This is a genomic window from Alkalibacillus sp. S2W, assembly GCF_046764385.1.
Lineage (GTDB): Bacteria > Bacillota > Bacilli > Bacillales > Alkalibacillaceae > Alkalibacillus > Alkalibacillus almallahensis.
In genome coordinates this window covers 1,906,089-1,930,954 of the sequence record NZ_CP177234.1, presented here as the reverse complement: position 1 = coordinate 1,930,954, position 24,866 = coordinate 1,906,089, and the positions used below count along the sequence as shown (strand labels likewise).

Here is a 24,866-nt window from a genome sequence, read left to right as displayed (position 1 = left end):
CACAATATCAACAACGGACTTTAACATACCAAAAATAATTTGCGCTAGGACAGGTGTTTTCGGTAAAGTATAAGTAACAATATTTTAATGCGTTAATATGAAGGAGAAAAGCGAAATGGGAACACTATGGACAGCAGATAAAATCTATACGATGAAACATGAAAATCATACAGTCGAAGCCATCTATACGAAAGATGGAGATATTGTTGATACGGGTGACTATCATCAATTGAAGTCACAATATCAAGACGAAATCGATGAAGAGTATCATTCCAAAGGCACAATCCTACCAGGTTTTATCGATAGTCATTTACATATTATTGGTCACGGTGAGCGATTACTGCGATTAGATGTGACTTATATTGACTCAAGGCAGGAACTTTTACGACAGGTAGAAGAGGCACTTCGTAGTGTAGACGCAGGCAAGTGGTTGATAGCTGAAGGGTTTAATGAAAATAATTGGGATGAACCTTATGTGATCCATCGTCAAGAATTAGACGCGATCTCAACGGAACATCCGATTATCCTGACACGTGTTTGTCGCCATGCGATGGTTGCTAATTCAAAAGCAATGGAAATTGCAGGGGTTTATCATGATATAGCAGAACCTGATGGTGGCGTCATAGAACGAGATGAAACAGGTGAATTGACAGGTTATTTCTTAGATCAAGGTCAAGAATTATTGAAACAAGCAATGCCAGAGCCTGACCAAGCTTATTTAAAAAAAGCCATTAACCAATCAGTAAATGATTTGCTGTCGAATGGTATTGTCAGTGGACATAGTGAAGATCTGAGCTATTACGGTGATTATTCTAAAACGATTAATGCTTTTCGTGAAACGATTGGAGTCGATCAACGTTTTCGTGCGCATCTACTTGTACATCATGAGATCGTTGATGATTATATTGAAGAACAAGGAATCGGGCAAGAACAAGATGATTGGCTAGAATTCGGTGCTATGAAATTGTTTGCTGATGGAGCGCTTGGAGGCCGGACAGCATTAATCTCACAACCATATGCGGATGACCCTGAGACAAATGGTGTTGCCATCCATTCTGATCATGGATTAAAAGAGCTCATTTTAAAAGCAAGAAGCTATAGAATGGCAGTAGCTGTACACACAATTGGAGATTTAGCAGCTGAAAAAGTTTTAGATGTTATTGAAGCACACCCGCCGGAACAAAATCAAAAGGATCGCATCATCCATGGCCAAATTATGCGACCAGATTTGATTCAACGTATGGCTAAACTACCAGTTATTATTGATATTCAACCAACATTTGTGTCTTCGGACTTTCCCTGGGCAATCGATCGGGTGGGTTATCCATTAATCGACTCTTCATATCCTTGGAAAGATTATTTAGATGCTGGCATTTTATGTGGCGGCAGTTCAGATGCACCCATTGAAGAAATAAACCCATTAAACGGTATAGCCGCAGCCGTTGATCGTCGGTCACAGTTTGATGGTCAATCTTATTTGACCAGTCAATGTTTATCGATTTTTGAAGCAGCTCAGCTGTATACAGTCAATGCAGCGAAAATTGTTCAAAAAGAAAATGACCAAGGCTTGATTCTCCCAAGCTATAAAGCAGATTTTGTGGTGTTAGACAATGATATCTTACAGAGTTCTCCTGACCGTATTCGTCAAACTAACGTAAAGGAAACGATTGTTGGAGGTCACGTTGTTTATCGATCAGAAGAATAAATAAGAGGAACTATACGTTTCATGACCTGATTAATCTGGTTATGAAACGTTTTTTGTATAAATATTCCTATTTGAGACACCTTATAAGTGTCAGGAGTTGATTAGGTTGACGGTATTACTCATCGTAATAGGTTTATTAGTACTCATTTGTTGTTTCGTTATCTTAACGAAATTAACGTTTCACCTAACGGTTACATATGCGCATAAACAACAAGATATTTTCATGAAAATGACGTGGATGAATCAGCCGATTTTTAAGCGAACGATTCCACTCATTCAACTAGATGATCATCTATCGCTTAACATAGAAGAAAAGGATGAGATGTGGCATCAACCAACCAAAGAAAAGAAAAAGCATTACTCAACCGATGATGTAAAAGAACAAGTCAGCCTTGTTAATCGAGTAGTGGATATCACACATGATGTGTTACCTAGGATTAGACGATTGTTGAAAGATATGACGTTACACCATTTCTCCTGGTCCAGCGAAATTGGAATGAAAGCAGCTGATCATACAGCTGTGCTAGTCAGTGTCACGAATGTCTTAAAAAGTGTTGGGTGTCGGACTTTAGCCCAATTATTACAAAGTCAAGAAAATTTGGAGTACCACGTCACACCTAATTATCAAACAGCTTTGTTTAAAACCCATTTTGAATGCATAATTTCAATTCGCATTAGCCATATTATTCGTAATGCCTTATCGATAGTGTGGCAATATTATAAATTAAAGAGGTGGAATTCTAATGAGCGAACATCCTATTCATAATATGATGGAAACGGCTATGGAAAGTTTAAAAGACATGATTGATGTGAATACGATTGTCGGTGATCCGATTGAAACGCCTGATAAGTCAACGGTAATTCTTACTGTATCAAGAGTTGGCTTTGGGTTTGCTTCAGGAGGTAGTGAATTTCAAACATCGTCTTCACAACAAGACTCTCAATCCCAGCAAGAATTACCCTATGGTGGCGGTGCTGGTGGGGGCGTCTCGATTACACCGATCGCATTTTTAATTGTAAGAGCACATGATGTCCAAATGGTTCATTTAGATGAGAATACACATATTGTTGAGAAATTGATTGATTTGGCACCACAAGCTGTGGAGAAAGTTCAATCTTTATTTAATGAATCGAGTCAAAATCAACAGTCACAATCAACCTCAACACCTGAATAATTCTTTAACTGTCAAAGTCCTTTCATCTTTGCTAAAATAAGACTGTATTATGATTCACGGAGGGACTTTGATGCAAGAACAAATTGATACGTTATTCACATGGTTAGACGAAACAACAACCATCATTGAACAGGAAGAGAATACACCCTATATTGAAGCGTTAATTGCTTCAAGTAATTTATTATTTGAACAACAGGTGCCTGAAGATTTAGAACCTAATTATCATCAAAAATTAGTTGATCAAGTGAATAATGTTCAATTTGATCAATTTGATAAAGAAGCGCGACGTAAGGCTATGCAGTTAGCTATTTTAAAAGGAATGAAAGGTGCTACTCAACAGCATCATTACATCACTCCCGACACGATTGGTGTATTTATTGGTTATTTAATTAATAAATTTATGGATGATGAGACCTCATATCGATTATTTGATCCAGCGTCAGGCTCAAGTAATTTATTATTAACCATTTTAAACCAACAAGATCATCTGGATGTTGAATCGTTCGGAAGTGAAGTGGATCCAACACTCATTCGCTTAGCATTTAATAATACCAATTTGCAAGAGCGGGAAATCGAGTATTTCCATCAAGACAGTTTAAAACCGATATTGTTAGAACCTGTCGATGTGATTGCCTCAGATTTACCAGTCGGTTATTATCCTGATGACGATACGGCTAGTTCTTATGAATTAAAAGCAGAAGAAGGTGAACATTCCTTTGCTCACCACCTATTTATCGAACAAAGCTTAAAATATGTGAAAGAAGCAGGCTATCTATTCTTTGTTGTCCCTAGCTTCTTATTTGCTAGTGAACAGAAAGATGCTTTGCAGTCTTTCCTTAAAGACCATGCACATATTGTTGGCGTTTTAGAATTACCAGAATCCATGTTTAAAGACGAGAAGTTTAAGCGAAGTATTTTAGTTTTACAGAAAAAAGGGGAAGCAACACGGGATCCAAATAAAGTGATGTTAGCCCAGTTACCATCCTTTAAAGATGTAGAAGCAACCAATAATGTCATTCAACAGATTGATGAATGGTTCCAAAACGATCGATAAAAAGGAGCTGTGTTCATGGGAGAGGAACGCGTTTTAGTTGATTTGTCACGTTGGGAAGATGAACTAGCCTCTTATGTTTCAAATGATTTTGAGAAAATGTATGAAATGTGGGTGCAAGATCAGTTTCAAAAACTACCTAAGCATGTCCAACAACGTTTTTTTAACAGTGTAGATCAATGGTTAATTTATACTTATACCTTTCTTCAAGGAACGCAAATGCAACAGGATGCTTATGACCGACTATTACAAATTGGCCGTACGTATGATGAAACAATCAATACGATTGAAGATTTGAGCCAATTATCAATTGAGAAGCAAACCTATCTCGCTAACCAGCACGTCGCTAAAAATCGTTTGTACTCCTTTGTCCAAGGTGGTATGGCTGGTTCTGGAGGATGGTTTTTGTTAGGTGTTGATGTACCATTAATGGTGGGTTTGAATTTACGAACCATTCAGTTAATCGGAACGAGTTTCGGATATAATATGCATAACCCGATCGAAATGCTGTTAGCGCTTAAGGTATTTCATGCTGGGGCATTACCTAAACGATTGCGTTATGAGGCTTGGCAGGAATTAAAGGAAAATGTAAATGAGTATGATTCTTTCATGGGTGAACATGAGGAACTAACCAACCCGACATGGGCAGAACAACCGCTAAAGTCGATATTTAAAACGTTAGCGATCGTGTTATCTCGTAGGAAAATGATACAGGGTCTGCCAATTGTAAGCGTTGGAATTGGAGCAGCTGTGAATTATAAAACCGCTAAAGATGTCAGTGAATTTGCAACGCGATTTTATCAATATCGTTCCATTCAATCTTCTAATAAATAAAGGTGACCATCAGATGGTCACCTTTATTTATTCATCTTCTGGTCGTACAACCAAAACATCTACTTTCGAATAACGGGTAATGTGTTCTGATACACTACCGATAAAGAATCGTTCAACTGTGTTCATTCCTGTCGCTCCACAGATAATTAAATCAGCATTGTATTTTGGTGCTACTTCTTTTGCGATTTTAACTTTAGGTGAACCGTGTTCGAGGTCAGTTACGACGTTTTCAATACCTTCATCTTCTGCACGATTTTGATAAGTTCTTAGCAATTCCCAAGCATCATTTTGTACCCGCTCCGATACGCTCCGATCGTAGGCTTCAATTGTTGAATAGACACGTGTATCGACAACATGTGAAATGATGAGTGTGGCATTATTTCGTTTAGCGATACTGATTGCTTTTTGAAAGGCAAAATCAGACGCTTTAGATCCATCTACAGCAATCACGACATCATGATATTCGAAAGCCATATGACCCCTCCTTATTTCTACTTATATTATACCATAAATATCAGAATATTCATATTCGTACAAGGCGTCGTTTTATCGTTTACTTTATTCATTTTATACGTGAAACATGGTAAAATTGGATTAGAGATGATGTAATGATAGGAGTTCTAGATATGAAACATGTCATTGTAACAGCTGGAACAAAAGGATTAGGACGAAAAATGACCGAGTATTTTCTTTCACTTGGTTATAGTGTAACAGCAACTTACCGAACGGATACTGAAAGAGCAAATGAACTAATCGAAGCTTTTCAAGAAGAACAAGACCGCTTACAGGTTGTTTATCTTGATACGATAGATGTCTCGTCCATTCGCTCAGCTGTTAATGAAGCTTATGAACGGTTTGGTCGTATTGATTGCTTAGTTAGTAACGCTGGGCCTTATATCTTTGAGCGTAAGAAATTGTTTGATTATACCGAGGATGAATGGCATGAGATGGTCCGTGGAAATTTAGATGCGTCTTTTTATTTACTTAAAATTGTACTGCCAATTATGCGAGAACAGAAATTTGGCAGAGTGATCTTTCTTGGATTTCAAGGTGTCGATTATAGTTCAGGATGGATTTATCGCTCAGCGTTTGCTTCAGCCAAGGTAGGATTAGCTTCATTAATGAAGACTGTTGCATTGGAAGAAGCGGAAAATCAAATTACAGCAAATATGATTGCACCTGGTAAAATAGTTGATGAAATGAAAGAAGCAGACATCATGAATAGTCGCGATATAGTAGATACGGAAACACCAATAGGACGACCAGGAACTGGTGAGGATATTGCGAGGACTGTCGCTTATTTATGCGACGATCAATCAGATATGATTACTGGCACTGTAATCGAAGTAACAGGTGGATTAGATGTGATTCATAAGCATTTATCTTGATGATACTAAAAATATGTAATCCATGTTATAGTTAAATCGGTTACATAAATATAAGAACCAATATAGGAGGCTTAGTTATGAAAATTGGCGTACCAAAGGAGCTTAAAAACAATGAAAATCGAGTTGCGCTTACACCTGCAGGGGTTATGACGCTTCAAGAAGCGGGTCATGATTTATTTGTAGAAACACAAGCAGGAGAAGGATCGGGTTTCACAGATGATCAATATCGTGAAGCGGGTGCTACGGTTGTGGATTCCGCTAACGAAACTTGGAAGCAAGAAATGGTAATGAAGGTTAAGGAGCCGCTACCAGAAGAATATGATTATTTTTATGAAGGACTTATATTATTTACTTATTTACATTTAGCGGCAGAACCTGAATTAACTCAAGCTTTAATTGATCATAAAGTGACAAGCATTGCTTATGAAACAGTTGAATCAGATCAAGGCACACTACCATTATTGACGCCTATGAGTGAAGTGGCTGGTCGTATGGCTTCGCAAATCGGTGCTCAATTCTTAGAGAAAACACGTGGAGGAAAAGGTGTCTTATTAAGCGGTATTCCAGGTGTGGAACGTAGTAAAGTGACAGTTGTTGGTGGTGGTGTTGTTGGTACCAATGCTGCCAAAATAGCAGTTGGCTTAGGTGCTGATGTCACAATCGTCGATTTAAGCCCGAACCGTTTGCGTGAATTAGATGACTTATTTGGTAATCAGATTAATACGGTTATGTCTAATCCGTTAAATATCGAAGAACAAGTTAGACAATCTGATTTATTAATCGGTGCTGTACTGATTCCAGGTGCTAAAGCGCCTAAATTAGTGACAGAAGACATGGTTAAACAAATGACAGATGGTTCTGTAATTGTTGATGTGGCAGTTGACCAAGGTGGTATTGTTGAAACGGTTGATCATATTACGACGCATGATAACCCAACGTATGATCGTCATGGTGTGCAACATTATGCGGTTGCGAATATGCCAGGAGCTGTTCCTCGGACATCAACTATTGGATTAACCAATGTCACAGTGCCATATGCTATAGAGCTTGCTAACAAAGGTTATCAAGAAGCAGTACAAGATAACCCTCAATTAGCAAAAGGTGTTAATACCTTAAAAGGGTATGTGACTTATAAAGCTGTAGCTGATGCACACGGAATGGACTTTTACGATTTAACAAGCTTAATTTAAAACGCATTTCTTAAATCATTAATAGTCACGAAAACCCGGATGACTCCTGATCGTAATTGGAGCTCATCCGGGTTTTTAATTGATTAACCTTATTTAAGAAATAATTTTCAAGTCTTTAGGATATTGCGTTAATACTAGTGGGCCTTCTTCCGTCATATAAATATCATCCTCGATTCTGACACCACCAACGTGAGGCTGATAAATTCCTGGTTCGATTGTAAATGTCATACCAGCTTGTAATGGGTTTTGATTGTTCGATGACATCGATGGAAATTCGTGAACATCAATTCCCATGCCGTGACCAATTCGATGGGTGAAAAAGTCACCATAACCGGCTTGATCAATAACGGAACGTGCTGCATCATCAATGTTACCAAGCGGTGTACTGATATCACACGCTGCAATTGCGTTTTTTTCCGCTTCAAGAACGGTTTCATAGACTGTTCTTTGTTCTTCATTCACATGCCCAACTGCCACTGTACGTGTTATGTCTGAACAGTAGCCTTCGTAAACTACACCTAAATCCATTAAGATAAAATCACCATTTTCAATCGGCTTTGTGCTTGGGGTTCCATGAGGTGAAGCCGTTTTTTCTCCTGAAAGCACAAGTGTTGAAAACGACATATCACGAATCCCTTTTTGTTTTAAAGCGTATTCAACTTCAGCAATGATTTCTAATTCTGTTTTGCCTGGTTGAATATGATGAACAGCAGTTTCAATTGCGAAGTCCGCATAACGAGCAGCTTCTTGAAGTGCTTTTAGTTCTGATTCATCTTTTATAACACGTATTTGATTGAGTAAATTTTGACCGTGATGAACGTCACTTGTTTGTGTGAGGTTAAGGACGTTTTGATAACGTGAAACATTTAGGTGATCTTCTTCAATAGCTAACTGCTTCGGTAATTCGCCTGTTGATGTGAGCCATACCTTAATTTTGTCCCAAGGGTCTTCGTGATCGAAGTATGTAATAATATCGTCTTGCCATGCTGTGCGACGAATATCTTCCATTTCTAATGCTGGTGCTACGATCGCTTTACGTCCATAAGTATCAACATAAACAGCTATTAAGCGCTCGTGAGCTTCTGCGTAAAGGCCACTGTAATAAAATACATTGGCTTTAGACGTCATCAACATACTATCTAAATCGTGTTTCTTTAAAGCTTCAGTTAATTGATCCAATCGTTGATTCAAGTTCATCACCTCTAAAAATTATAGTCTTTATGTGTTATCTTAACGGATAAAGGGTAATAAATGAATGGTGAAGTAATAATTTTAATTAAAATCAAAACACATAGGAGGCATAACATATGAAAGTAAGTTATCATGGTCATTCTGTTGTAAAAGTTGTAACAGACGAGCACACCATTTTAATCGACCCATTTATTTCTGGAAATGACAATTGTGATTTAAACGCTGAAGGTCTAAAAGCTGATGTCATTTTACTAACCCATGGTCACAATGATCACGTTGGTGACACAGAACAAATTGCCAAAGAAAATGATGCACAAATTGTTGCACCGTTTGAATTGGCAACTTATCTAGGAAACAAAGGGTTAAACGCCCATCCCATGCATATAGGTGGCGGTCATGAATTTGATTTCGGATATGTGAAACTAACACAAGCGTTCCATGGCTCTGCTTATACAGAAGAAGATGGCACGATTGTATATACGGGAATGCCAGCTGGTTTATTATTAACGATTGATGGAAAAACGATCTATCATGCTGGTGATACGGGACTATTCTCAGACATGAAGTTAATTGGTGAGTTTAATGATATTGATTTAGCATTCTTACCAATTGGAGATAACTTTACAATGGGACCTGATGATGCACGATTAGCTGCTGAATGGATTAATGCAGCTCGTGTTGTACCTGTTCACTACAATACATTCCCATTAATTAATCAAGATGGAGAAGCATTTGCGAACTCCTTACCACAAAACGTTGGTTATGTCATGAAACCAGGCGACGCATTAGACTTATAAAGAAATGGTAAGCAGTCGATTAGATATCGGCTGCTTTTTTAGTTGGTACGCTTAATTGCTGAATATCTGGCAAACAGGTATAATAAATCTATATGATCATAGAGAATTAGGTGAGTCGATGAGCACTAAACATGAACAAATATTAAATTACATAGAATCGTTGTCGGTCGGGTCGAAAATATCCGTCCGTGCCATTGCAAAGGAACTGGATGTCAGTGAAGGTACGGCTTACCGAGCGATTAAAGAAGCACAAACAACAGGGCTTGTCAGCACCATTGAACGTGTTGGGACCATCCGCATTGAACAGAAACGCAAAGAGAATATTGAAAAATTAACTTTTGCCGAAGTGGTTAATATTATTGATGGACAAGTGTTAGGCGGGCGTACAGGCTTACACAAAACCTTGAATAAGTTTGTCATCGGCGCTATGAAGCTAGAAGCGATGATGAAGTATACTGAGAAAGGAAGTTTGTTGATTGTTGGTAACCGTGTTAAAGCACAGGAGAAGGCTTTGAACGCGGGAGCAGCTATTTTAATTACAGGTGGCTTCGATACGACAGACTATGTCAAAAATTTAGCTGATCGCTATGAACTTCCAGTGATTTCGTGCTCTTATGATACGTTCACTGTGGCAGCTATGATTAATCGCGCCATATATGATCAACTCATTAAGAAGGAAATTGTCATTGTAGATGATATTTATACACCTGTTGAAGAAACACGGGTATTATATGAAGATGATCTCGTGTCAGCGTGGCATGCTTTGTATGACCAAACAAAACACAGCAGATACCCTGTTTTAAATCGAAATAATCAAGTAGTAGGCGTCGTAACATCGAAAGATATTATTAATAAACGAATTGATTTAAAAATCGAGAAAGTAATGGCTAAAAAGCCGATTGTAGCAAAAGTTTCAACGTCTTTAGCTAGCGCTGCTCATACCATGGTATGGCAAGGAATCGAAATGATGCCTGTGGTTGATGACGCTGATACTTTTAAAGGGGTCATTAGTCGACAAGATGTCATTAAAGGATTACAAAGTAGTCAGAGACAACCACAAATTGGAGAAACCATTGATGATTTAATTCATAAACAAATGCAATCTGATGATGCGTCCAATCAGTTTGTAACAGAAGTGACGCCGCAAATGACAAATCAAATTGGGACATTATCATATGGCGTATTTGCATCATTAGTTACGGAGGCTTGTAACCAGTCCTTGAAAAAAGAAAAAACAGGAGACATGGTAATAGAAAATTTATCAATCTTCTTCATGAAACCTGTTCAGATTGGTGCTATATTAACTGTGACTCCTGAAATACTTGAGTTAGGTCGGAAGTTTGCCAAGATTGACGTGCAAATATTCTCTGATCAAGAATTAGTGAGTAAAGCTATGGTGATGACACAATTAATCAATCGTTAGTCTAAGTCACCAGCTTCTTGTAACCTGATAATTTCACCCCGATAGTGCTTAAACACCTTGTAACCGTGAACGATTTGAGCACCACCAAGAACTAAGAAGAGAATACACACGAATAAGGCGAATTGCGTTTGATAAAAACCGTATGCATTAATGCCGAATGACGCAATAAATACACCTAAAGCTATTCGTGCTTTACCATTCGTATAGTGCATATATAAAGGATTTTTATAATTCAAGATTCTAACTTTAAAATACAAATAAAAAACAATTGAAACGACAAAGATTGTCACGAGAATAATCAAATTAAACGCTCCTTTTATGATCAAATCCGTATCTATTGTATCGATTTTTGGCTTGAAAGGCTAGTGACAATTATGAGAAAGGATGCCATTTATGCAACGTGAAATCATACAACAAATCAAACAACACAGTACGATTATCCTGCACCGTCATGTTCGACCTGATCCTGATGCTTATGGGTCACAGGTCGGTTTAGCTAAAATAATCGAGGCTACTTATCCTGAGAAACAAGTATATGTTGTCGGTGAAGAAGACCCAAGTTTAGCGTATCTAGCTGAACTTGACGACATTAAGGATGAGACATATGAAAATGCCTTAGTCATTGTTTGTGATACAGCTAATGAAGAACGTGTTTGTGATCAAAGATATCGCCAAGGAAATTATTTAATTAAAATTGATCATCATCCCAATCGTGATCCTTATGGTAATGTGATGTGGGTTGATCCTGATGCATCATCAACATGTGAAATGGTTTATGAATTATATGAAACAGCACAGTCAGATGGATGGATAATGACAAAAGAAGCTGCTCGTTTAATCTATGCTGGTATTATTGCTGATACTGGACGATTCTTGTTTCCAAATACAACCGAAAGAACATTTGAAGCAGCGAAATCACTTATTCAGTATGACTTCGATCGTCAATCTTTACATGACAATTTATATCGTGTTTCGCTTAATACGGCTAAATTCAAAGGGGAGTTATTATCGAATTTAGAGCGTCGTGAAAGTGGATTAGTTGTTTTCAAACTAACACAAGAAATGCTAAACCATTATGGTGTAACTCCTGAAGAAACGCACGCTTTTGTGAGTGTGCCTTCAGATATTGAGGGCGTTTTAGCGTGGGTGTTTTTCGTAGAAGAAGAGGACGTTATTCGAATTCGTTTACGCTCGAAAGGCCCTGTGATTAATGGAGTGGCTGAACAATTCGATGGTGGCGGGCATCCAATGGCATCAGGTGCTAAAATAACTTCCTGGGATCAAACTGACGACGTTATTGAAGCACTAGATGCCGTTTGTTTAAATTATTAATTATAATTAAAAGAGCTCAGCGATTAGCTGGGCTCTTGTTTAACTCGTGCGATTTTCAGGGATGAACCATGAACCGATGTCAGTATGGTCTTCAAAAATTTCTAAGTTGTTAGCTTTTATTCTACGTTTCATTAGTCGGATGAGTTCTTCGGTTTCGGCATAAGCTGAATAACCATCCTTGAGACGGTTCACCTTTTCGTTTGCAATTCTTTGTTTATACTGTACAAACATAGGACTCACCTCTTTCTATAAGTTGACCTTATACAATGATAAGATTCTAATTATATGATAACCATATTCAAACGTTTTATATCAGTTGACAATGAAAGTTTGCAAAACCGTCAATATTTTATGACAGTTTTATGACGGAGCGATTTTAACTTCTATGCTTAGGATTAAGGTGGGTCCAATGGTCATATGTCTAACCACTAATTGATAGTCGACATCTCGAATATTAAACGTTTTATTTTCTATTGTACGCAATAACAAGGTGCGCTGTTCAGATAATGATATAATATTTTGACCGACGACTGACTCGAGTTCATCTAATAAATTTTCTTTTAATTCGTGAGTGGTGAAACGATCTAAATCTAATTGCTCCGCATTGGTCCATGTGAGTTCAATTTTTTGTACCGTAACACGTTGCTCAGCTTCTTCATTCAAGTCACTTTGATCACTTTTTAAAAGTTCATTTTCTTGTTTTACTTCATGTAATTCATTTCTAATGGATAGATTCTCTTCAATCCATCTTTCTGTATGTTGACCATATACAAATAAAAAAAAGATATAACCGATGACCACACCAGTTAAAACGCCGATTAGAAATGTTTGCCAAGATGCTTTCTTGTAATAAGGAGGGATGTGCATGTCACAAATCTCCCTGTGTTAACCAGTTGATTAACATAATGCCTGATTTGACTCCACTCATAGCTGAAATGATGAGCGCGATTTGCCTAATGACATCGATCGTCGATGCTTCGAAAATTCCTCTTTCAAATGATGATATAGCATCAAACGTCCCACCGATAGCTGCGACAATTGCCCATATTCTTAATTTCTTCGCAGCTAACATCATTTCTGACAAAGGGGGTTGTCCAGTTAAATAACCACCTAAACTACCAAATAATGCGCCTCCTGTTAACACACCAAACGCAATGAAAAAGCATTTTATAATTGAAATAACCATACGTTCTTCCATATTATCGACCTTCTAGTTTTTTAGTCGTGTTAAACTACTTGCAGACAAGCAGTCTTAATTACTAAAATGTATGTTTTTCTTATTTGATTTATGTGATTGATTTCAACTTCGTCCTTTCTCCTATATAATAATAGTAGAGAGTATGAAGTCGAAGAGTAAGCAGGTGATTGATCCATGGAATTTGTGCATTTACAACTTTATAGTAGCTACACCCTTATGAAGAGTGCTATATCAATTGAAAGAGTCGTCCAAGAAGCAAAAGAAAAAGGGTTTAAAGCTCTAGCTTTGACGGATGAAGGTGTTTTACATGGATCGTATCATTTTGTACATGCATGTGAACGACATGGGATTAAACCCATTGTTGGTATGACAACTAATGTATACATAGCAGATGAACCACGTCCTGTTCGGATGATTTTATTAGCCCAATCAGAAACAGGATTTCAATCGTTAGTAACTTTATCGAATAAGGAACATATTCGTCAGGAATCAATCTATTTAGAGGATATCGAACACGCAGATGATTTGATCACAATCGCTTCATTTTATCAGACGGTATTCGAAGACCTGATTTATTTACAAGATTACGACCATTTAAATAAATTATTAGGCGTGTTAGATCATCAATTGAATGATTGGTATATTAATTTGCAGCCTCATGGAACCTCGTTAATTCAGTCATGGCTCTATAACCAAGGTCATTCTTATCGACATAAAGCTGTGGTAACAGATAATGTGCGTTATGTTCGTGAACGCGATTTGATCGGTTATCAAGCGTTACAAGCGATGCAGCATCAAGCAACGATTCATCAACAGTCATCGTTAAATGATAATGTGTCACATTTAAAATCGTTAAATGAATATGATGAAACATTTGTGGAAGAGTGGCGAGATGCGTTTAATCGAACGAAAGAGATTGCTGATCAATGCCACTTGACCATGTCGCAAAAGTGGTTTGATTTACCTGAATTTCCAAAAGAACAGACAAATGAAACGTCTGAAGAGATGTTACGTCGGTTGTGTGAAGATGCGCTTCAATATAAATATGATGGTGCAAGTCAACCTCAGGCAATGAAACGATTAGACCATGAACTTAATACGATTAATCAAATGGCATTTGCCGATTATTTCTTAATTGTATGGGACCTTGTAAAATATGCGAAAAAGGAAGGCATATTAGTGGGCCCAGGACGTGGTTCAGCTGCAGGGTCGATTGTTGCTTATTTATTAAATATTACGGATGTAGATCCGATTAAACACCAACTATTATTTGAGAGGTTTTTAAACCCTGAACGACAGTCAATGCCGGATATTGATATTGATTTTTCGGATTATCGACGAGATGACGTGCTCCACTATGTGAAAAATAGATACGGTGATGATCGAGTCGCACAAATTATTACGTTTGGAACATTTCAAGCGCGTTCAACTATTAGAGAGTTAGCCAAAGTGTTCCAAATTAGTCGTGAACAACAAACGTACTTACTTAATGCGATCCCACAACAAACGAATTCCTTAAAGCAAGCAATCAAGCAGAATGAAACATTGAAAGATTATATTACTCAAACAGATCAATTGAAGAGAATGTTCCAAGCCGCATTTGTGATAGAAGGATTACCACGACATCACTCTGTTCACGCTGCAGGTGTTGTGATCAGTGACCGTCCACTGACGGGGAGAATTCCAATGTTTCCAGGCGCTGAGGGTGTCTTGTTAACTCAGCTCCCAATGGAAGAGCTTGAATCATTAGGATTATTGAAGATGGATTTCCTTGGATTGAGGAACTTAACATTAATTGAACGGATGTTGAAACAAATTCGAGAGCGTGAGGGGAAGACTTTAACACTTGAACAAATTCCAGAGTATGATTCCAGAACATTTAAATTATTGCAAAATGGCTTAACAACAGGTGTGTTCCAATTAGAATCATCAGGTATGAAGAAGGCATTACGGACTATTAAACCAACATCCTTTGAAGATATAGTAGCCGTTATCTCACTATATCGACCCGGACCTATGCAATTCATTGATACCTTCTCAAAACGGAAACATGGCTTTGAAAAGGTGGAATATGTTCATGACGATTTAAAATCAATATTAGAACAAACTTATGGTGTATTGATTTATCAAGAACAGATCATGCAAATTGCCAGTGAATTAGCTAACTTCACGATGAGCCAAGCCGATTTATTGAGAAGGGCGATAAGCAAGAAAGATCGGGAAGCTATTGAACAATTACGTCGTGAATTTCTGATTGGTGTAGAAGAAAAGGGTTATGAGTCATCATTGGGTGAGCAAGTATTTTCGTGGATTGAACGATTTGCAGATTACGGTTTCAATAAAAGCCACGCAGTAGCTTACTCGATGATTGCTTATCAATTGGCTTACTTTAAAGCACATTATCCAGCCTATTTTTACGCTGAATTATTAACTTCAATGATGCATGATGCTAACAAATTAGAATTGTATGTAAAAGAAGCAAGGCAAGTGGGCGTTAAAGTTTTACCGCCGTCTATTAATGAAAGCTTTGGTAAGTTTACCGTAAAAGACCATCAGACCATTCGCTTTGGATTATTAGCTATAAAAGGTTTAGGTAAACAAGTCTATGAGGAGATTATTCGGGCACGTGGTCAGACACCTTTCCAGGGGCTATTTGATTTTTGCCAACGTGTATCGTTAAATATCGTGACACGTCCAATCCTTGAATCGATTATTATTGTAGGTGGATTTGATGATATACACCCACATCGCGCCCAGTTATTAGCTTCTGTTGTGCAAGCGATTGACCAAGGGGAGCTATTTTCAGGTATGGATGAGTCGTTTAATATGAATGTTCAATATACGAATGTTCCTGACTTTTCTATTTTGAAGGCGATTAATATGGAACAGGAAGTGATGGGGTTTCGAATTAGTGAACACCCATTTCATCGTATGAGACGTGGTTTAACTCGGGAAGGATACTTAACAACGAAACAATTTAAAGAGCTTCCTTTGAAAAAAAGGGGTAAACTGACCTTAACTGTGAATCAAGTGAAAACGATACGGACTAAACGTGGTGAACAGATGGCCTTTGTCACATTAGAAGACGAATATGGTGAAATTGATGGTGTTATTTTTCCGAAACTGTACCGTGAAATTGGGCGAGATCTTGATGAGGAAAAAACGGTGCAAGTATCAGGTGACTTGGATGAACGAAACGGTCAGAATCAACTCATATTACAAAAGGTTGATTTTATTGATTTAGATCAATTAGAAGTTGATGATCATCGAAAAGTGTTTATTAAGTTACTTCATGAGGATGAACAAGCACAATTAGATTATATTAAACAGATACACACTCATTTTTCTGGTAAAACACCTATTACGATTTATTCTCCTCAACAGAATCAGGTGTATCAATTAGCACCAGCATTTGATATTCATGTTCACGATGAAAGTATCCAGGCTTTAAAAGATTATTTCACAGAGGGCCATGTTGTTGTAAAATCGTAGTTGTGATGTGAGGATGCACATCACGACTTACGACTTTACATGTTGGTTTGATTTGTTATAATTAATTGCGTTAGTGGTCTGACCATTTATGAAAAGGAGCGGTATAAGTGGCGAATTTAAAAGCAGAAGCATTACAAATGCACAAGGCAAATCAAGGGAAACTAGCAACTCATTCGAAAGTGCCAATCCGCAATGCAAGAGATTTAAGTTTAGCTTACTCTCCAGGTGTTGCTGAGCCTTGTAAAGCGATCTATGACAATAAAGAATCTGTTTTTGACTATACAATGAAAGGCAATATGGTAGGGGTTGTGACGAATGGGTCAGCAGTCCTCGGACTCGGAAATATAGGTGCTGATGCGTCTCTTCCTGTAATGGAAGGTAAATCAGCTTTATTCAAAGGGTTTGCAGGAGTCGATTCCTTCCCGATTGCTTTAAATACAGAAGATGTTGATGAATTCGTTCAAACTGTGAAGTTAATGGAGCCAACATTTGGTGGTATTAATTTAGAAGATATCGCAGCTCCTAAATGTTTTGTTATAGAAGAACGTCTTAAGAAAGAAACAAATATTCCAATCTTTCATGATGACCAACATGGTACTGCTATTGTTACGGCTGCAGGGCTTATTAATGCCCTTAAATTATCTGGTAAATCATTCTCAGATATTAAAGTCGTTGCTAACGGTGCTGGCGCAGCTGGTATTGCTATTATTAAATTACTTTATAATTTCGGTGTACGTGATATGATCATGTGCGACTCACGTGGAGCTATTTATGATGGTCGTGATGAAGGTATGAATGATGTGAAAGATGAAGTAGCTAGATTTACGAACAAAGATAAAGAAGCAGGAACATTAGAAGAAGTGATGGAAGGTGCCGATGTGTTTATTGGCGTATCAGTTGGTGGCTTACTATCAAAAGAAATGGTCGAATCGATGAATGATGATCCGATTATTTTTGCGATGGCAAATCCAGATCCTGAGATCGTCCCAGATGATGCGAAAGAAGCAGGGGCTAAAGTAATCGGTACAGGTCGTTCAGATTTTCCGAACCAAGTGAACAATGTTTTAGCTTTTCCAGGTATTTTCCGAGGCGCATTAGATGTACGAGCAACCCGGATTAATGAACGAATGAAGGTAGCTGCAGCTGAAGCGATTGCAGAATTAGTCGGTGATCAATTATCAGCGGATTACGTCATTCCTGAACCTTTTGATTCTCGTGTAGCACCAGCTGTTGCAGGCGCAGTAGCACGTGCAGCTATGGAGTCAGGTGTGGCCCGAGTTGATGTTGACCCAGAGGATGTCGTGAAGCGGACACAAGAATTAACGGATATTGGTTAAGGAATAATAGGGTTTGAGGTGTGTCACATGTCTAATCCATCAAAAATGAAAGTTTATCAAGAAGTATTAAATGAAATTAGGCGTTTTATTCAAGAACGTGAATTAGAAGATGGAGATCGAATTCCTTCTGAACGAGAGTTATCAGATCAATTAAATGCTAGTCGGGCATCCGTTCGTGAAGCTTTGCGCGCGATTGAATTATTAGGGTTAATTGAAACTCGTCACGGAGAAGGTACATTTTTACGCACTTACAGACCTTTTCATTCTGTGGAATTGTTATCAACCTTTGTTTTAACTGAAGCACAAACCAAAGATGAGTTAAAAGAAGTGCAATATATGCTTGAACAATTATGCTTACAAGAGTTGAAGCGACTGAATGTAAGTGAAATTGAGGAATTAGAATCACCTGATGGTGCAAGTGAACAAATCCATAATGGGTTGTTTATTCTATTGTTTAATCAACTGGGGAATCAATTACTATTGAAGATATGGCATCTTGTAGCTAGCTTTCAACAATTGACGGAACAAGAGGCGTTTGATGCCTCTGATGTTCAATTAATAATTGACCAGATTAAACGCCAGGAATATGACCAAGCAATCGATACCCATTCGAGGTTGTATACTTAAATTCTGTTAGAGTTTGATGTTATTATTCGATTTAGTTATTACTAAGTTGTTGAATTGTGAGAAGCGAAGGTGGCGACTCCTGGTCGACTAAGTTCGGTCACGTCCTGTGACCAACGTCGACATTAGGCCGTCCAGGCCGTCACGGGAACAGCACGAGTCTCGAGACCTCGCAGGCCGCGTTTTTGGCCGAGGAGGCTCGAGCCGTGCCCGCGGAAAGCGTCCACCGAAAGCGGATCACAATATCAACAACGGACTTTATCAAAGCTTATACTTAATATAAATTATGACAGTTTTTGCATGATAGAGAACGTATGATGTGATTGAGTGATTGGTGAAGGAGGAATCGGCTTGATAAAAGACATGTTTAATCGAAAACGAAAATATGCCACTGTCTCTAAGCAAGAAGAACATGGGGACTTACCAGAAGGATTAATGATTAAGTGTCCTTCTTGTCGAAAAATATTTTATAGAAAAGAAATTGAGAAGAATTTACTAACGTGCCCACATTGTGAACATCACCATCAAATGTCAGCACCTGAACGTCTTGACGCTTTACTAGATCAAGGATCTTTCGAAGAATGGGATGCGGATTTAACATCTGAAAATCCATTAGAATTTCCGGATTATTTGGAGAAGATCGAAAAAGACCAACGCAAAACAGGCATTAATGAAGCAGTGGTTACAGGACAAGGTACGATTAACGGAAACCCAACAGCTATTGGTGTAATGGACGCGCGTTTTCGTATGGGGAGCATGGGTTCTGTAGTAGGCGAGAAAATTGCCCGAGCTATTGAAAAGGCCAATGAACTCGGCGTACCTTTCATTCTATTTACTGCTTCAGGCGGTGCACGTATGCAAGAAGGTGTATTAAGTCTCATGCAAATGACTAAAACATCTGTTGCTTTGGAACGTTTTGATCGAAATGGTGGTTTATTTATCTCCTATATGACAAATCCAACGACAGGCGGTGTATCAGCAAGTTTCGCTTCATTAGGTGATTATAATTTTGCAGAACCAGAAGCTTTGATTGGCTTTGCTGGACGCCGTATTATTGAGCAAACGATTCGTGAGAAGTTACCTGATGATTTCCAAACAGCTGAATTTCTTTACAAACACGGACAACTTGATCGTGTGATTCCGAGATACGAAATGAAAGAAACAATAACGACTATTCTTGAACTCCACCAAGCAGGGGGTGGGCAATCATGAAAAACGTATTACCATTTGAAAAACCAGTCGTAGAACTGCGTGAGAAAATTGCAGAGTTGAAGAGCTTTACGAGTGAAAGTGATGTTGATCTCAGCGGTGAGATTGAAACTTTAGAAAATCGATTAGAACAATTGGAAAAAGAAGTGTATGGAAACATGACACCGTGGGATCGAGTCCAGATGGCACGCCATGCTGAACGCCCGACAACTTTAGACTATATTGAATATGTCTTCACCGATTTCCTTGAAATGCATGGAGACCGTTACTTTGGTGATGATGAGGCGATTGTCGGTGGCATTGCTAAATTTAAAGGACAACCCGTTACTGTAATTGGTCACCAACGAGGTAAAGATACAAAAGAAAACTTACGTCGTAATTTTGGTATGCCTCATCCTGAAGGGTACCGTAAAGCGTTACGTCTAATGAAACAAGCTGAAAAGTTCAATCGCCCAGTTATTACTTTTATTGATACAAAAGGCGCTTATCCTGGTCGAGCAGCAGAAGAACGTGGGCAAAGTGAAGCTATAGCCAAGAATTTACGTGAAATGGCAGGTCTGACTGTTCCTGTTATTTGTATTGTGATAGGTGAAGGTGGAAGTGGTGGTGCACTAGGCATCAGCGTTGGAGACCGTTTATACATGTTAGAGAATTCAACGTATTCGGTTATTTCACCAGAAGGTGCTGCCGCATTACTTTGGAAGGATTCGAATTTAGCCCAACAAGCAGCAGAGAAAATGCGGATTACATCTTATGACTTAAAAGAGTTAAATGTCATTGATGATGTCATTGAAGAAATTCAAGGTGGGGCTCATCGTGATTTAGAGACTCAGGCTAAATGGATTACCGATCGTCTTGAATCAGATTTAAATGAACTCAATCATTTATCTCATGACGACTTGCTAGATCGTCGTTGGGAAAAGTATAATCAAATTGGTGCTGTTGCATCAGTCATTCAATCCTAAAGGGGCTGTTCAAACAGTTCCTTTTTTATTTCAATTTGCAACAATTATTAAGAAAATTGATGAACATCTCGTCGTATAAATAGCATTTTGCGACAATTTATCTTAAAATATAGAGTACAATGATAGACAAATGAATGAGGTGTTAACGATGAAAGCAGTCGGCGTATTAACTAGCGGTGGCGATGCTCCTGGTATGAATGCAGCTATCCGTTCGGTTGTCAGAAGCTGTGTTTATCATGGAATTAAAGTATATGGTATTTATTATGGTTATCAAGGTCTTATTAATGGTAATATTGAAGAGTTGTCTATTGGTTCAGTTGGTGACATCATTCAAAGAGGTGGTACAGTTTTATATTCTTCTCGTTCAGAAGAATTTAAAACACCAGAAGGTCAAAAGAAAGCCATTGATCAGTTAAATGCTTTCGGTATAGAAGGACTCGTTGTGATCGGTGGTGACGGATCATTTAAAGGGGCAACTAAATTAACAGAGCAAGGCTTCCCTTGTATTGGTGTTCCGGGTACAATTGACAATGATATTCCTGGAACTGACTTCACAATCGGTTTTGATACAGCACTGAATACAGTTATTGAGGCAGTGGATAAGATTCGAGATACAGCAACCTCTCATGAACGTGTATATGCGATTGAAGTCATGGGACGTGATGCTGGTGATCTAGCTCTTTGGTCTGGATTAGCAGCTGGAGCGGAAAGTATTCTCGTGCCTGAACGAGATACAAGTATGGAAGCTGTCGTTAATAAAGTGAAACGCGGTCATGACCGTGGGAAACGCCATAGTATTATTATGGTTGCTGAAGGTGTTGGAAGTGCTGTTGATTATGCTAAACAAATCGAAGACCATTTAGACTTATCAACCCGCGTCACAGTATTAGGACATACACAAAGAGGTGGTTCACCAACTGCTTATGATCGTGTTTTAGCAAGTCGTTTAGCAGCCTATGCTGTTGATTTATTAATAGAAGGACAAGCAGGTCGTATGGTAGGAATTGAAAAGAACCAACTCGTCCATGATGATATTATGCATGTGTTAAATCAATCACACGCGATCGATCGAGATTTATATGAACTATCAAATCGACTATCCATTTAACCTTGTTATAAAGAGGAGGACATAACATATGAAAAAAACAAAAATTGTTAGTACAATCGGCCCCGCTTCCGAATCAGTTGAGACGTTAAAAAAGCTTATGAATACTGGAATGAATGTTGCGCGTCTTAACTTTTCTCACGGTGACCATGATGAACATCGTGCCCGTATCGAAAATATTCGCCAAGCAGCGCAAGAAAGTGATTCAACCATTGGCGTACTATTAGATACCAAAGGTCCTGAGATTCGAACAGGTACCTTTAAAGAAGACGAAGTGGAGCTCGTCGAAGGATCCACAGTCTATGTCACGATGGATGAAGTTGACGGAACTGCTGAGCGTTTTTCAGTCAGTTATCCAGGACTAATTGATGATGTAGAACCAGGTGGAAAGATCTTATTAGATGATGGTTTGATTGGTTTAGAAATTGTTTCTGTCAATCATAATGACCGTGAAATCGAAACGAAGGTTATGAATACAGGGATCATCAAAGATAAAAAGGGCGTAAACGTACCTAATGTAAGCGTCAACCTTCCTGGTATTACAGATAAAGATGCAAATGACATTATCTTTGGAATCGAACAAGGGATTGATTTCATTGCGGCATCATTCGTCCGCCGTTCGTCAGATGTGTTAGAAATCCGTGAACTACTAGAAGACCATAATGCCGAACATATTAAAATCATTCCAAAAATCGAGAACCGTGAAGGTGTCGATAACATTGAACAGATCATTAATGTGAGTGATGGCATAATGGTGGCACGTGGCGATTTAGGTGTTGAAATTCCTGCTGAAGAAGTACCGCTTGTTCAGAAAAACTTAATTGAACAATGTAATGTAGCTGGAAAGCCAGTTATTACCGCGACACAGATGCTGGATTCTATGCAACGAAATCCACGTCCGACACGAGCAGAAGCAAGTGATGTTGCGAACGCTATTTTTGATGGAACCGATGCGATTATGCTATCAGGTGAAACAGCTGCAGGTGATTATCCAGTCGAAGCAGTTGAAACCATGAATAATATTGCCATTTATTCCGAAAAATCATTCGATAAAATCGCTACGGTGGGTAACAACAATGAACGTTTAGACACGACTATTACAGATGCTATTAGTCACTCAGTGGCAAACCTAGCTGCAGATTTAAAAGTTGAAGCAATTGTAACGCCAACCGAAAGTGGAAATACGGCTCGAAATGTTTCGAAGTATCGTCCAAAAGCTAATATCGTTGCAGTGACTTCGAAAGAACATGTCAGTCGTCAACTAAGTCTTGTATGGGGTGTTCACGCCATTCATGGACAACCTGTTAAATCAACAGATGAAATGTTAGCTTTAGCTGTTGAGCAAGGTCTAGAATCTAATCTGTTTAGTCAAGGTGACCGTATTGTGATTACAGCGGGGGTACCTGTCGGTGAAAGTGGCACAACTAACTTAATCAAAGTACATGTTGTTGGTAATGTCGTCGTTAAAGGTCAAGGTATTGGTAAATTAGGAGCTGTGGGCAAAGCTGTCATTGCTAATTCAAGCGAACAATTAGCACAAAGCTTTGAAGATGGCGATATCATTGTGACGCGAGGAACTGATAAAGATATGATGCCTTATGTTGAACGTGCTAAGGCTGTTATAGCTGAAGAAGGTGGCCTAACAAGTCATGCTGCTGTCGTAGGATTAAACGTCAACATCCCAGTGGTTGTAGGAGCTGAAAACGCAACAGATATCATTCGTGATGGAGAAGAAATTACGGTTGATCCGACAAATGGTCATGTTTATCAAGGACGCACAACGGTCTTATAAGAAATCAAGAGCAACTAGCTTGCTTGAAAGGAGCATCATCTGATGTTTCGTATATTATTTATTTTAATAGTCGTTGTTTCAGCAATTGAAATTGCTTTATTCGTTTGGTTTAGTAATTTATTAAACGTTTGGTTTGTATTATTTGGTGTTATTTTAACTGGGATTTTAGGGGCCTGGTTAGCTAAATACCAAGGAACTGAAACGTTAATGAGAGCAAGAAGAGAGATGTCATCCGGACGCGCTCCTACTGAAGAGATTTTTGACGGTATTGCTATATTAGTCGGAGCAGTTGTATTATTTACACCAGGTTTCTTAACCGATGTTTTCGGTTTTATTTTGCTGATTCCAATGACAAGACGTCCATTTAAACGTTGGGGACAAGCTTTAGTCCTTGCAATGATTAAGAAAGGGACGGTAACAGTTATTAGACGGTGATTTTTGGGAGGTGCGGGTTAGTCCTGCCCTCTTTTTTTGCTATGAGTGTATTCGGACTGGAACAAAATGTGTTAGATTTGTATTTTAATTCTCGAATAGTAGAAAGTATTATGTATTAATTCTTTAATGTAAAGGCGGTATATAACGTGTTTTCGTCTTCAACAGTTTTTCTATTAATTTTGTTAGCATTAGGATTTATTGCTAAAAATCAACCTATTCTAATCGCTGTATACATCTTACTTGGCGTTAAACTTTTTAATCTTGAAGATCGTTTATTGCCTTTTATCGAATCAAAAGGAATCTTCATTGGGGTAGTGGTGATCACAGTAGCAGTCCTTGTCCCAATCGCGACAGGAGAAATAGGCTTCTCTGATTTATATCAAAGCATTAAGTCATACTATGCATGGATTGCGATTGCTGCTGGTGCTTTTGTTGCTTATGTGGCACGAGATGGTTTAGATTTAATGGCAAATGAACCCCATCTGACTGCAGCTTTAGTCTTAGGAACAATCTTAGGTGTTGTCTTTTTACAAGGAGTAGCAGTTGGTCCATTAATTGGCGCAGGTATTGCTTACCTCGTCATGCAAGGTGTCGATGGTGTATTGAAACTGATTTCATAATGG

Annotated in this window: 25 protein-coding genes; 19 read left to right on the top strand and 6 right to left on the bottom strand. The window is 38.4% G+C overall.

The genetic code is table 11. The annotated features are described in order from the left end of the window. Positions 1-115: 115 nt before the first annotated feature. The 5 genes from ACKXGF_RS10365 (at position 116) to ACKXGF_RS10345 (ending at position 4,765) form a co-directional block, all read left to right on the top strand. Complete coding sequence (locus ACKXGF_RS10365) at positions 116-1,705, top strand: amidohydrolase (protein ID WP_411953654.1); 1,590 nt, start codon at positions 116-118, stop codon at positions 1,703-1,705. Positions 1,706-1,811: 106 nt separating this feature from the next. Beyond that, positions 1,812-2,471: a hypothetical protein gene (locus ACKXGF_RS10360; RefSeq protein WP_411953653.1), complete on the top strand. Its 660-nt coding sequence runs from the start codon at positions 1,812-1,814 to the stop codon at positions 2,469-2,471. Continuing rightward, positions 2,449-2,880 (top strand): GerW family sporulation protein, encoded by a 432-nt coding sequence (ytfJ, locus tag ACKXGF_RS10355; protein ID WP_411953652.1) that lies wholly within the window; start codon positions 2,449-2,451, stop codon positions 2,878-2,880. Before ACKXGF_RS10360 ends, ytfJ begins: the two co-directional genes overlap by 23 nt. Positions 2,881-2,950: 70 nt before the next feature. Further along, complete coding sequence (locus ACKXGF_RS10350) at positions 2,951-3,934, top strand: class I SAM-dependent methyltransferase (protein ID WP_411953651.1); 984 nt, start codon at positions 2,951-2,953, stop codon at positions 3,932-3,934. A gap of 15 nt (positions 3,935-3,949) precedes the next feature. Beyond that, a complete protein-coding gene (locus ACKXGF_RS10345; RefSeq protein ID WP_411953650.1) occupies positions 3,950-4,765 on the top strand; it encodes an EcsC family protein in 816 nt (271 codons plus the stop codon). Positions 4,766-4,792: 27 nt separating this feature from the next. Here the strand turns inward: ACKXGF_RS10345 and ACKXGF_RS10340 are convergent, their stop codons facing one another. Further along, complete coding sequence (locus ACKXGF_RS10340) at positions 4,793-5,239, bottom strand: universal stress protein (RefSeq protein ID WP_167260593.1); 447 nt, start codon at positions 5,237-5,239, stop codon at positions 4,793-4,795. A 152-nt stretch (positions 5,240-5,391) separates the two neighbouring features. Here ACKXGF_RS10340 and ACKXGF_RS10335 point away from each other — a divergent pair, with 152 nt between their 5' ends. Together ACKXGF_RS10335 and ald are read left to right on the top strand one after the other, a co-directional pair. After that, a complete protein-coding gene (locus ACKXGF_RS10335; RefSeq protein WP_411953649.1) occupies positions 5,392-6,153 on the top strand; it encodes an SDR family oxidoreductase in 762 nt (253 codons plus the stop codon). Positions 6,154-6,230: 77 nt separating this feature from the next. Beyond that, positions 6,231-7,343: an alanine dehydrogenase gene (gene ald, locus ACKXGF_RS10330; RefSeq protein ID WP_411953648.1), complete on the top strand. Its 1,113-nt coding sequence runs from the start codon at positions 6,231-6,233 to the stop codon at positions 7,341-7,343. 93 nt (positions 7,344-7,436) lie between these two features. Here ald and ACKXGF_RS10325 read toward each other — a convergent pair whose 3' ends face one another. Further along, entirely contained in the window at positions 7,437-8,534 is a 1,098-nt protein-coding gene (locus ACKXGF_RS10325; RefSeq protein ID WP_411953647.1) for a M24 family metallopeptidase, read from the bottom strand. 116 nt (positions 8,535-8,650) lie between these two features. Between ACKXGF_RS10325 and ACKXGF_RS10320 the strand changes: the two genes are divergently transcribed. Together ACKXGF_RS10320 and ACKXGF_RS10315 are read left to right on the top strand one after the other, a co-directional pair. Continuing rightward, positions 8,651-9,331 carry a metal-dependent hydrolase gene (locus ACKXGF_RS10320; RefSeq protein ID WP_167260601.1) on the top strand — a complete coding sequence of 227 codons (681 nt, stop codon included), beginning with the start codon at positions 8,651-8,653 and terminating at the stop codon, positions 9,329-9,331. A 118-nt stretch (positions 9,332-9,449) separates the two neighbouring features. After that, on the top strand, positions 9,450-10,754 hold the full coding sequence (locus tag ACKXGF_RS10315) for a DRTGG domain-containing protein (protein WP_411953646.1): 1,305 nt from the start codon (positions 9,450-9,452) through the stop codon (positions 10,752-10,754). Here ACKXGF_RS10315 and ACKXGF_RS10310 read toward each other — a convergent pair. Beyond that, positions 10,751-11,056 carry a YtpI family protein gene (locus ACKXGF_RS10310; protein WP_411953645.1) on the bottom strand — a complete coding sequence of 102 codons (306 nt, stop codon included), beginning with the start codon at positions 11,054-11,056 and terminating at the stop codon, positions 10,751-10,753. The two genes, ACKXGF_RS10315 and ACKXGF_RS10310, sit on opposite strands and share 4 nt — an antisense overlap. Before the next feature lie 91 nt (positions 11,057-11,147). On the opposite strand from ACKXGF_RS10310, the gene ACKXGF_RS10305 reads away from it, so the two are divergent. Next, entirely contained in the window at positions 11,148-12,086 is a 939-nt protein-coding gene (locus tag ACKXGF_RS10305; RefSeq protein WP_411953644.1) for a DHH family phosphoesterase, read from the top strand. 39 nt (positions 12,087-12,125) lie between these two features. Here the strand turns inward: ACKXGF_RS10305 and ACKXGF_RS10300 are convergent, their stop codons facing one another. The 3 genes from ACKXGF_RS10300 to ACKXGF_RS10290 form a co-directional block, all read right to left on the bottom strand. Further along, positions 12,126-12,317 carry a hypothetical protein gene (locus ACKXGF_RS10300; protein ID WP_411953643.1) on the bottom strand — a complete coding sequence of 64 codons (192 nt, stop codon included), beginning with the start codon at positions 12,315-12,317 and terminating at the stop codon, positions 12,126-12,128. A gap of 129 nt (positions 12,318-12,446) precedes the next feature. After that, positions 12,447-12,953 (bottom strand): sporulation membrane protein YtrI, encoded by a 507-nt coding sequence (gene ytrI / locus ACKXGF_RS10295; protein ID WP_167260611.1) that lies wholly within the window; start codon positions 12,951-12,953, stop codon positions 12,447-12,449. A gap of 1 nt (position 12,954) precedes the next feature. Further along, the gene (locus ACKXGF_RS10290) at positions 12,955-13,284 is read right to left on the bottom strand and encodes a YtrH family sporulation protein (protein WP_167260613.1); all 330 of its coding nucleotides are present in this window, start codon (positions 13,282-13,284) and stop codon (positions 12,955-12,957) included. A 174-nt stretch (positions 13,285-13,458) separates the two neighbouring features. On the opposite strand from ACKXGF_RS10290, the gene dnaE reads away from it, so the two are divergent. The 9 genes from dnaE to ACKXGF_RS10245 all read left to right on the top strand — a co-directional run bounded on the left by dnaE (position 13,459) and on the right by ACKXGF_RS10245 (position 24,863). After that, the gene (gene dnaE, locus ACKXGF_RS10285; RefSeq protein WP_411953642.1) at positions 13,459-16,776 is read left to right on the top strand and encodes a DNA polymerase III subunit alpha; all 3,318 of its coding nucleotides are present in this window, start codon (positions 13,459-13,461) and stop codon (positions 16,774-16,776) included. 137 nt (positions 16,777-16,913) lie between these two features. Continuing rightward, entirely contained in the window at positions 16,914-18,113 is a 1,200-nt protein-coding gene (locus ACKXGF_RS10280; RefSeq protein ID WP_167261102.1) for an NADP-dependent malic enzyme, read from the top strand. A gap of 27 nt (positions 18,114-18,140) precedes the next feature. After that, positions 18,141-18,740: a FadR/GntR family transcriptional regulator gene (locus tag ACKXGF_RS10275; RefSeq protein WP_411953641.1), complete on the top strand. Its 600-nt coding sequence runs from the start codon at positions 18,141-18,143 to the stop codon at positions 18,738-18,740. A gap of 348 nt (positions 18,741-19,088) precedes the next feature. Next, positions 19,089-19,949, top strand: a complete 861-nt coding sequence (gene accD / locus ACKXGF_RS10270) for an acetyl-CoA carboxylase, carboxyltransferase subunit beta (RefSeq protein WP_411953640.1) — start codon at positions 19,089-19,091, stop codon at positions 19,947-19,949. After that, complete coding sequence (accA, locus tag ACKXGF_RS10265) at positions 19,946-20,911, top strand: acetyl-CoA carboxylase carboxyl transferase subunit alpha (protein ID WP_167260620.1); 966 nt, start codon at positions 19,946-19,948, stop codon at positions 20,909-20,911. The genes accD and accA overlap by 4 nt, the downstream gene beginning before the upstream one ends. A 148-nt stretch (positions 20,912-21,059) precedes the next feature. Further along, complete coding sequence (gene pfkA, locus ACKXGF_RS10260; protein ID WP_411953639.1) at positions 21,060-22,019, top strand: 6-phosphofructokinase; 960 nt, start codon at positions 21,060-21,062, stop codon at positions 22,017-22,019. Between the two features lie 28 nt (positions 22,020-22,047). Further along, positions 22,048-23,808, top strand: coding sequence for a pyruvate kinase (gene pyk / locus ACKXGF_RS10255; protein ID WP_411953638.1), 1,761 nt, complete (start codon positions 22,048-22,050; stop codon positions 23,806-23,808). 42 nt (positions 23,809-23,850) lie between these two features. Next, the gene (locus tag ACKXGF_RS10250) at positions 23,851-24,243 is read left to right on the top strand and encodes an FxsA family protein (RefSeq protein ID WP_411953637.1); all 393 of its coding nucleotides are present in this window, start codon (positions 23,851-23,853) and stop codon (positions 24,241-24,243) included. A 146-nt stretch (positions 24,244-24,389) separates the two neighbouring features. After that, a complete protein-coding gene (locus ACKXGF_RS10245; RefSeq protein WP_167260628.1) occupies positions 24,390-24,863 on the top strand; it encodes a DUF441 family protein in 474 nt (157 codons plus the stop codon). Positions 24,864-24,866: the final 3 nt, after the last annotated feature.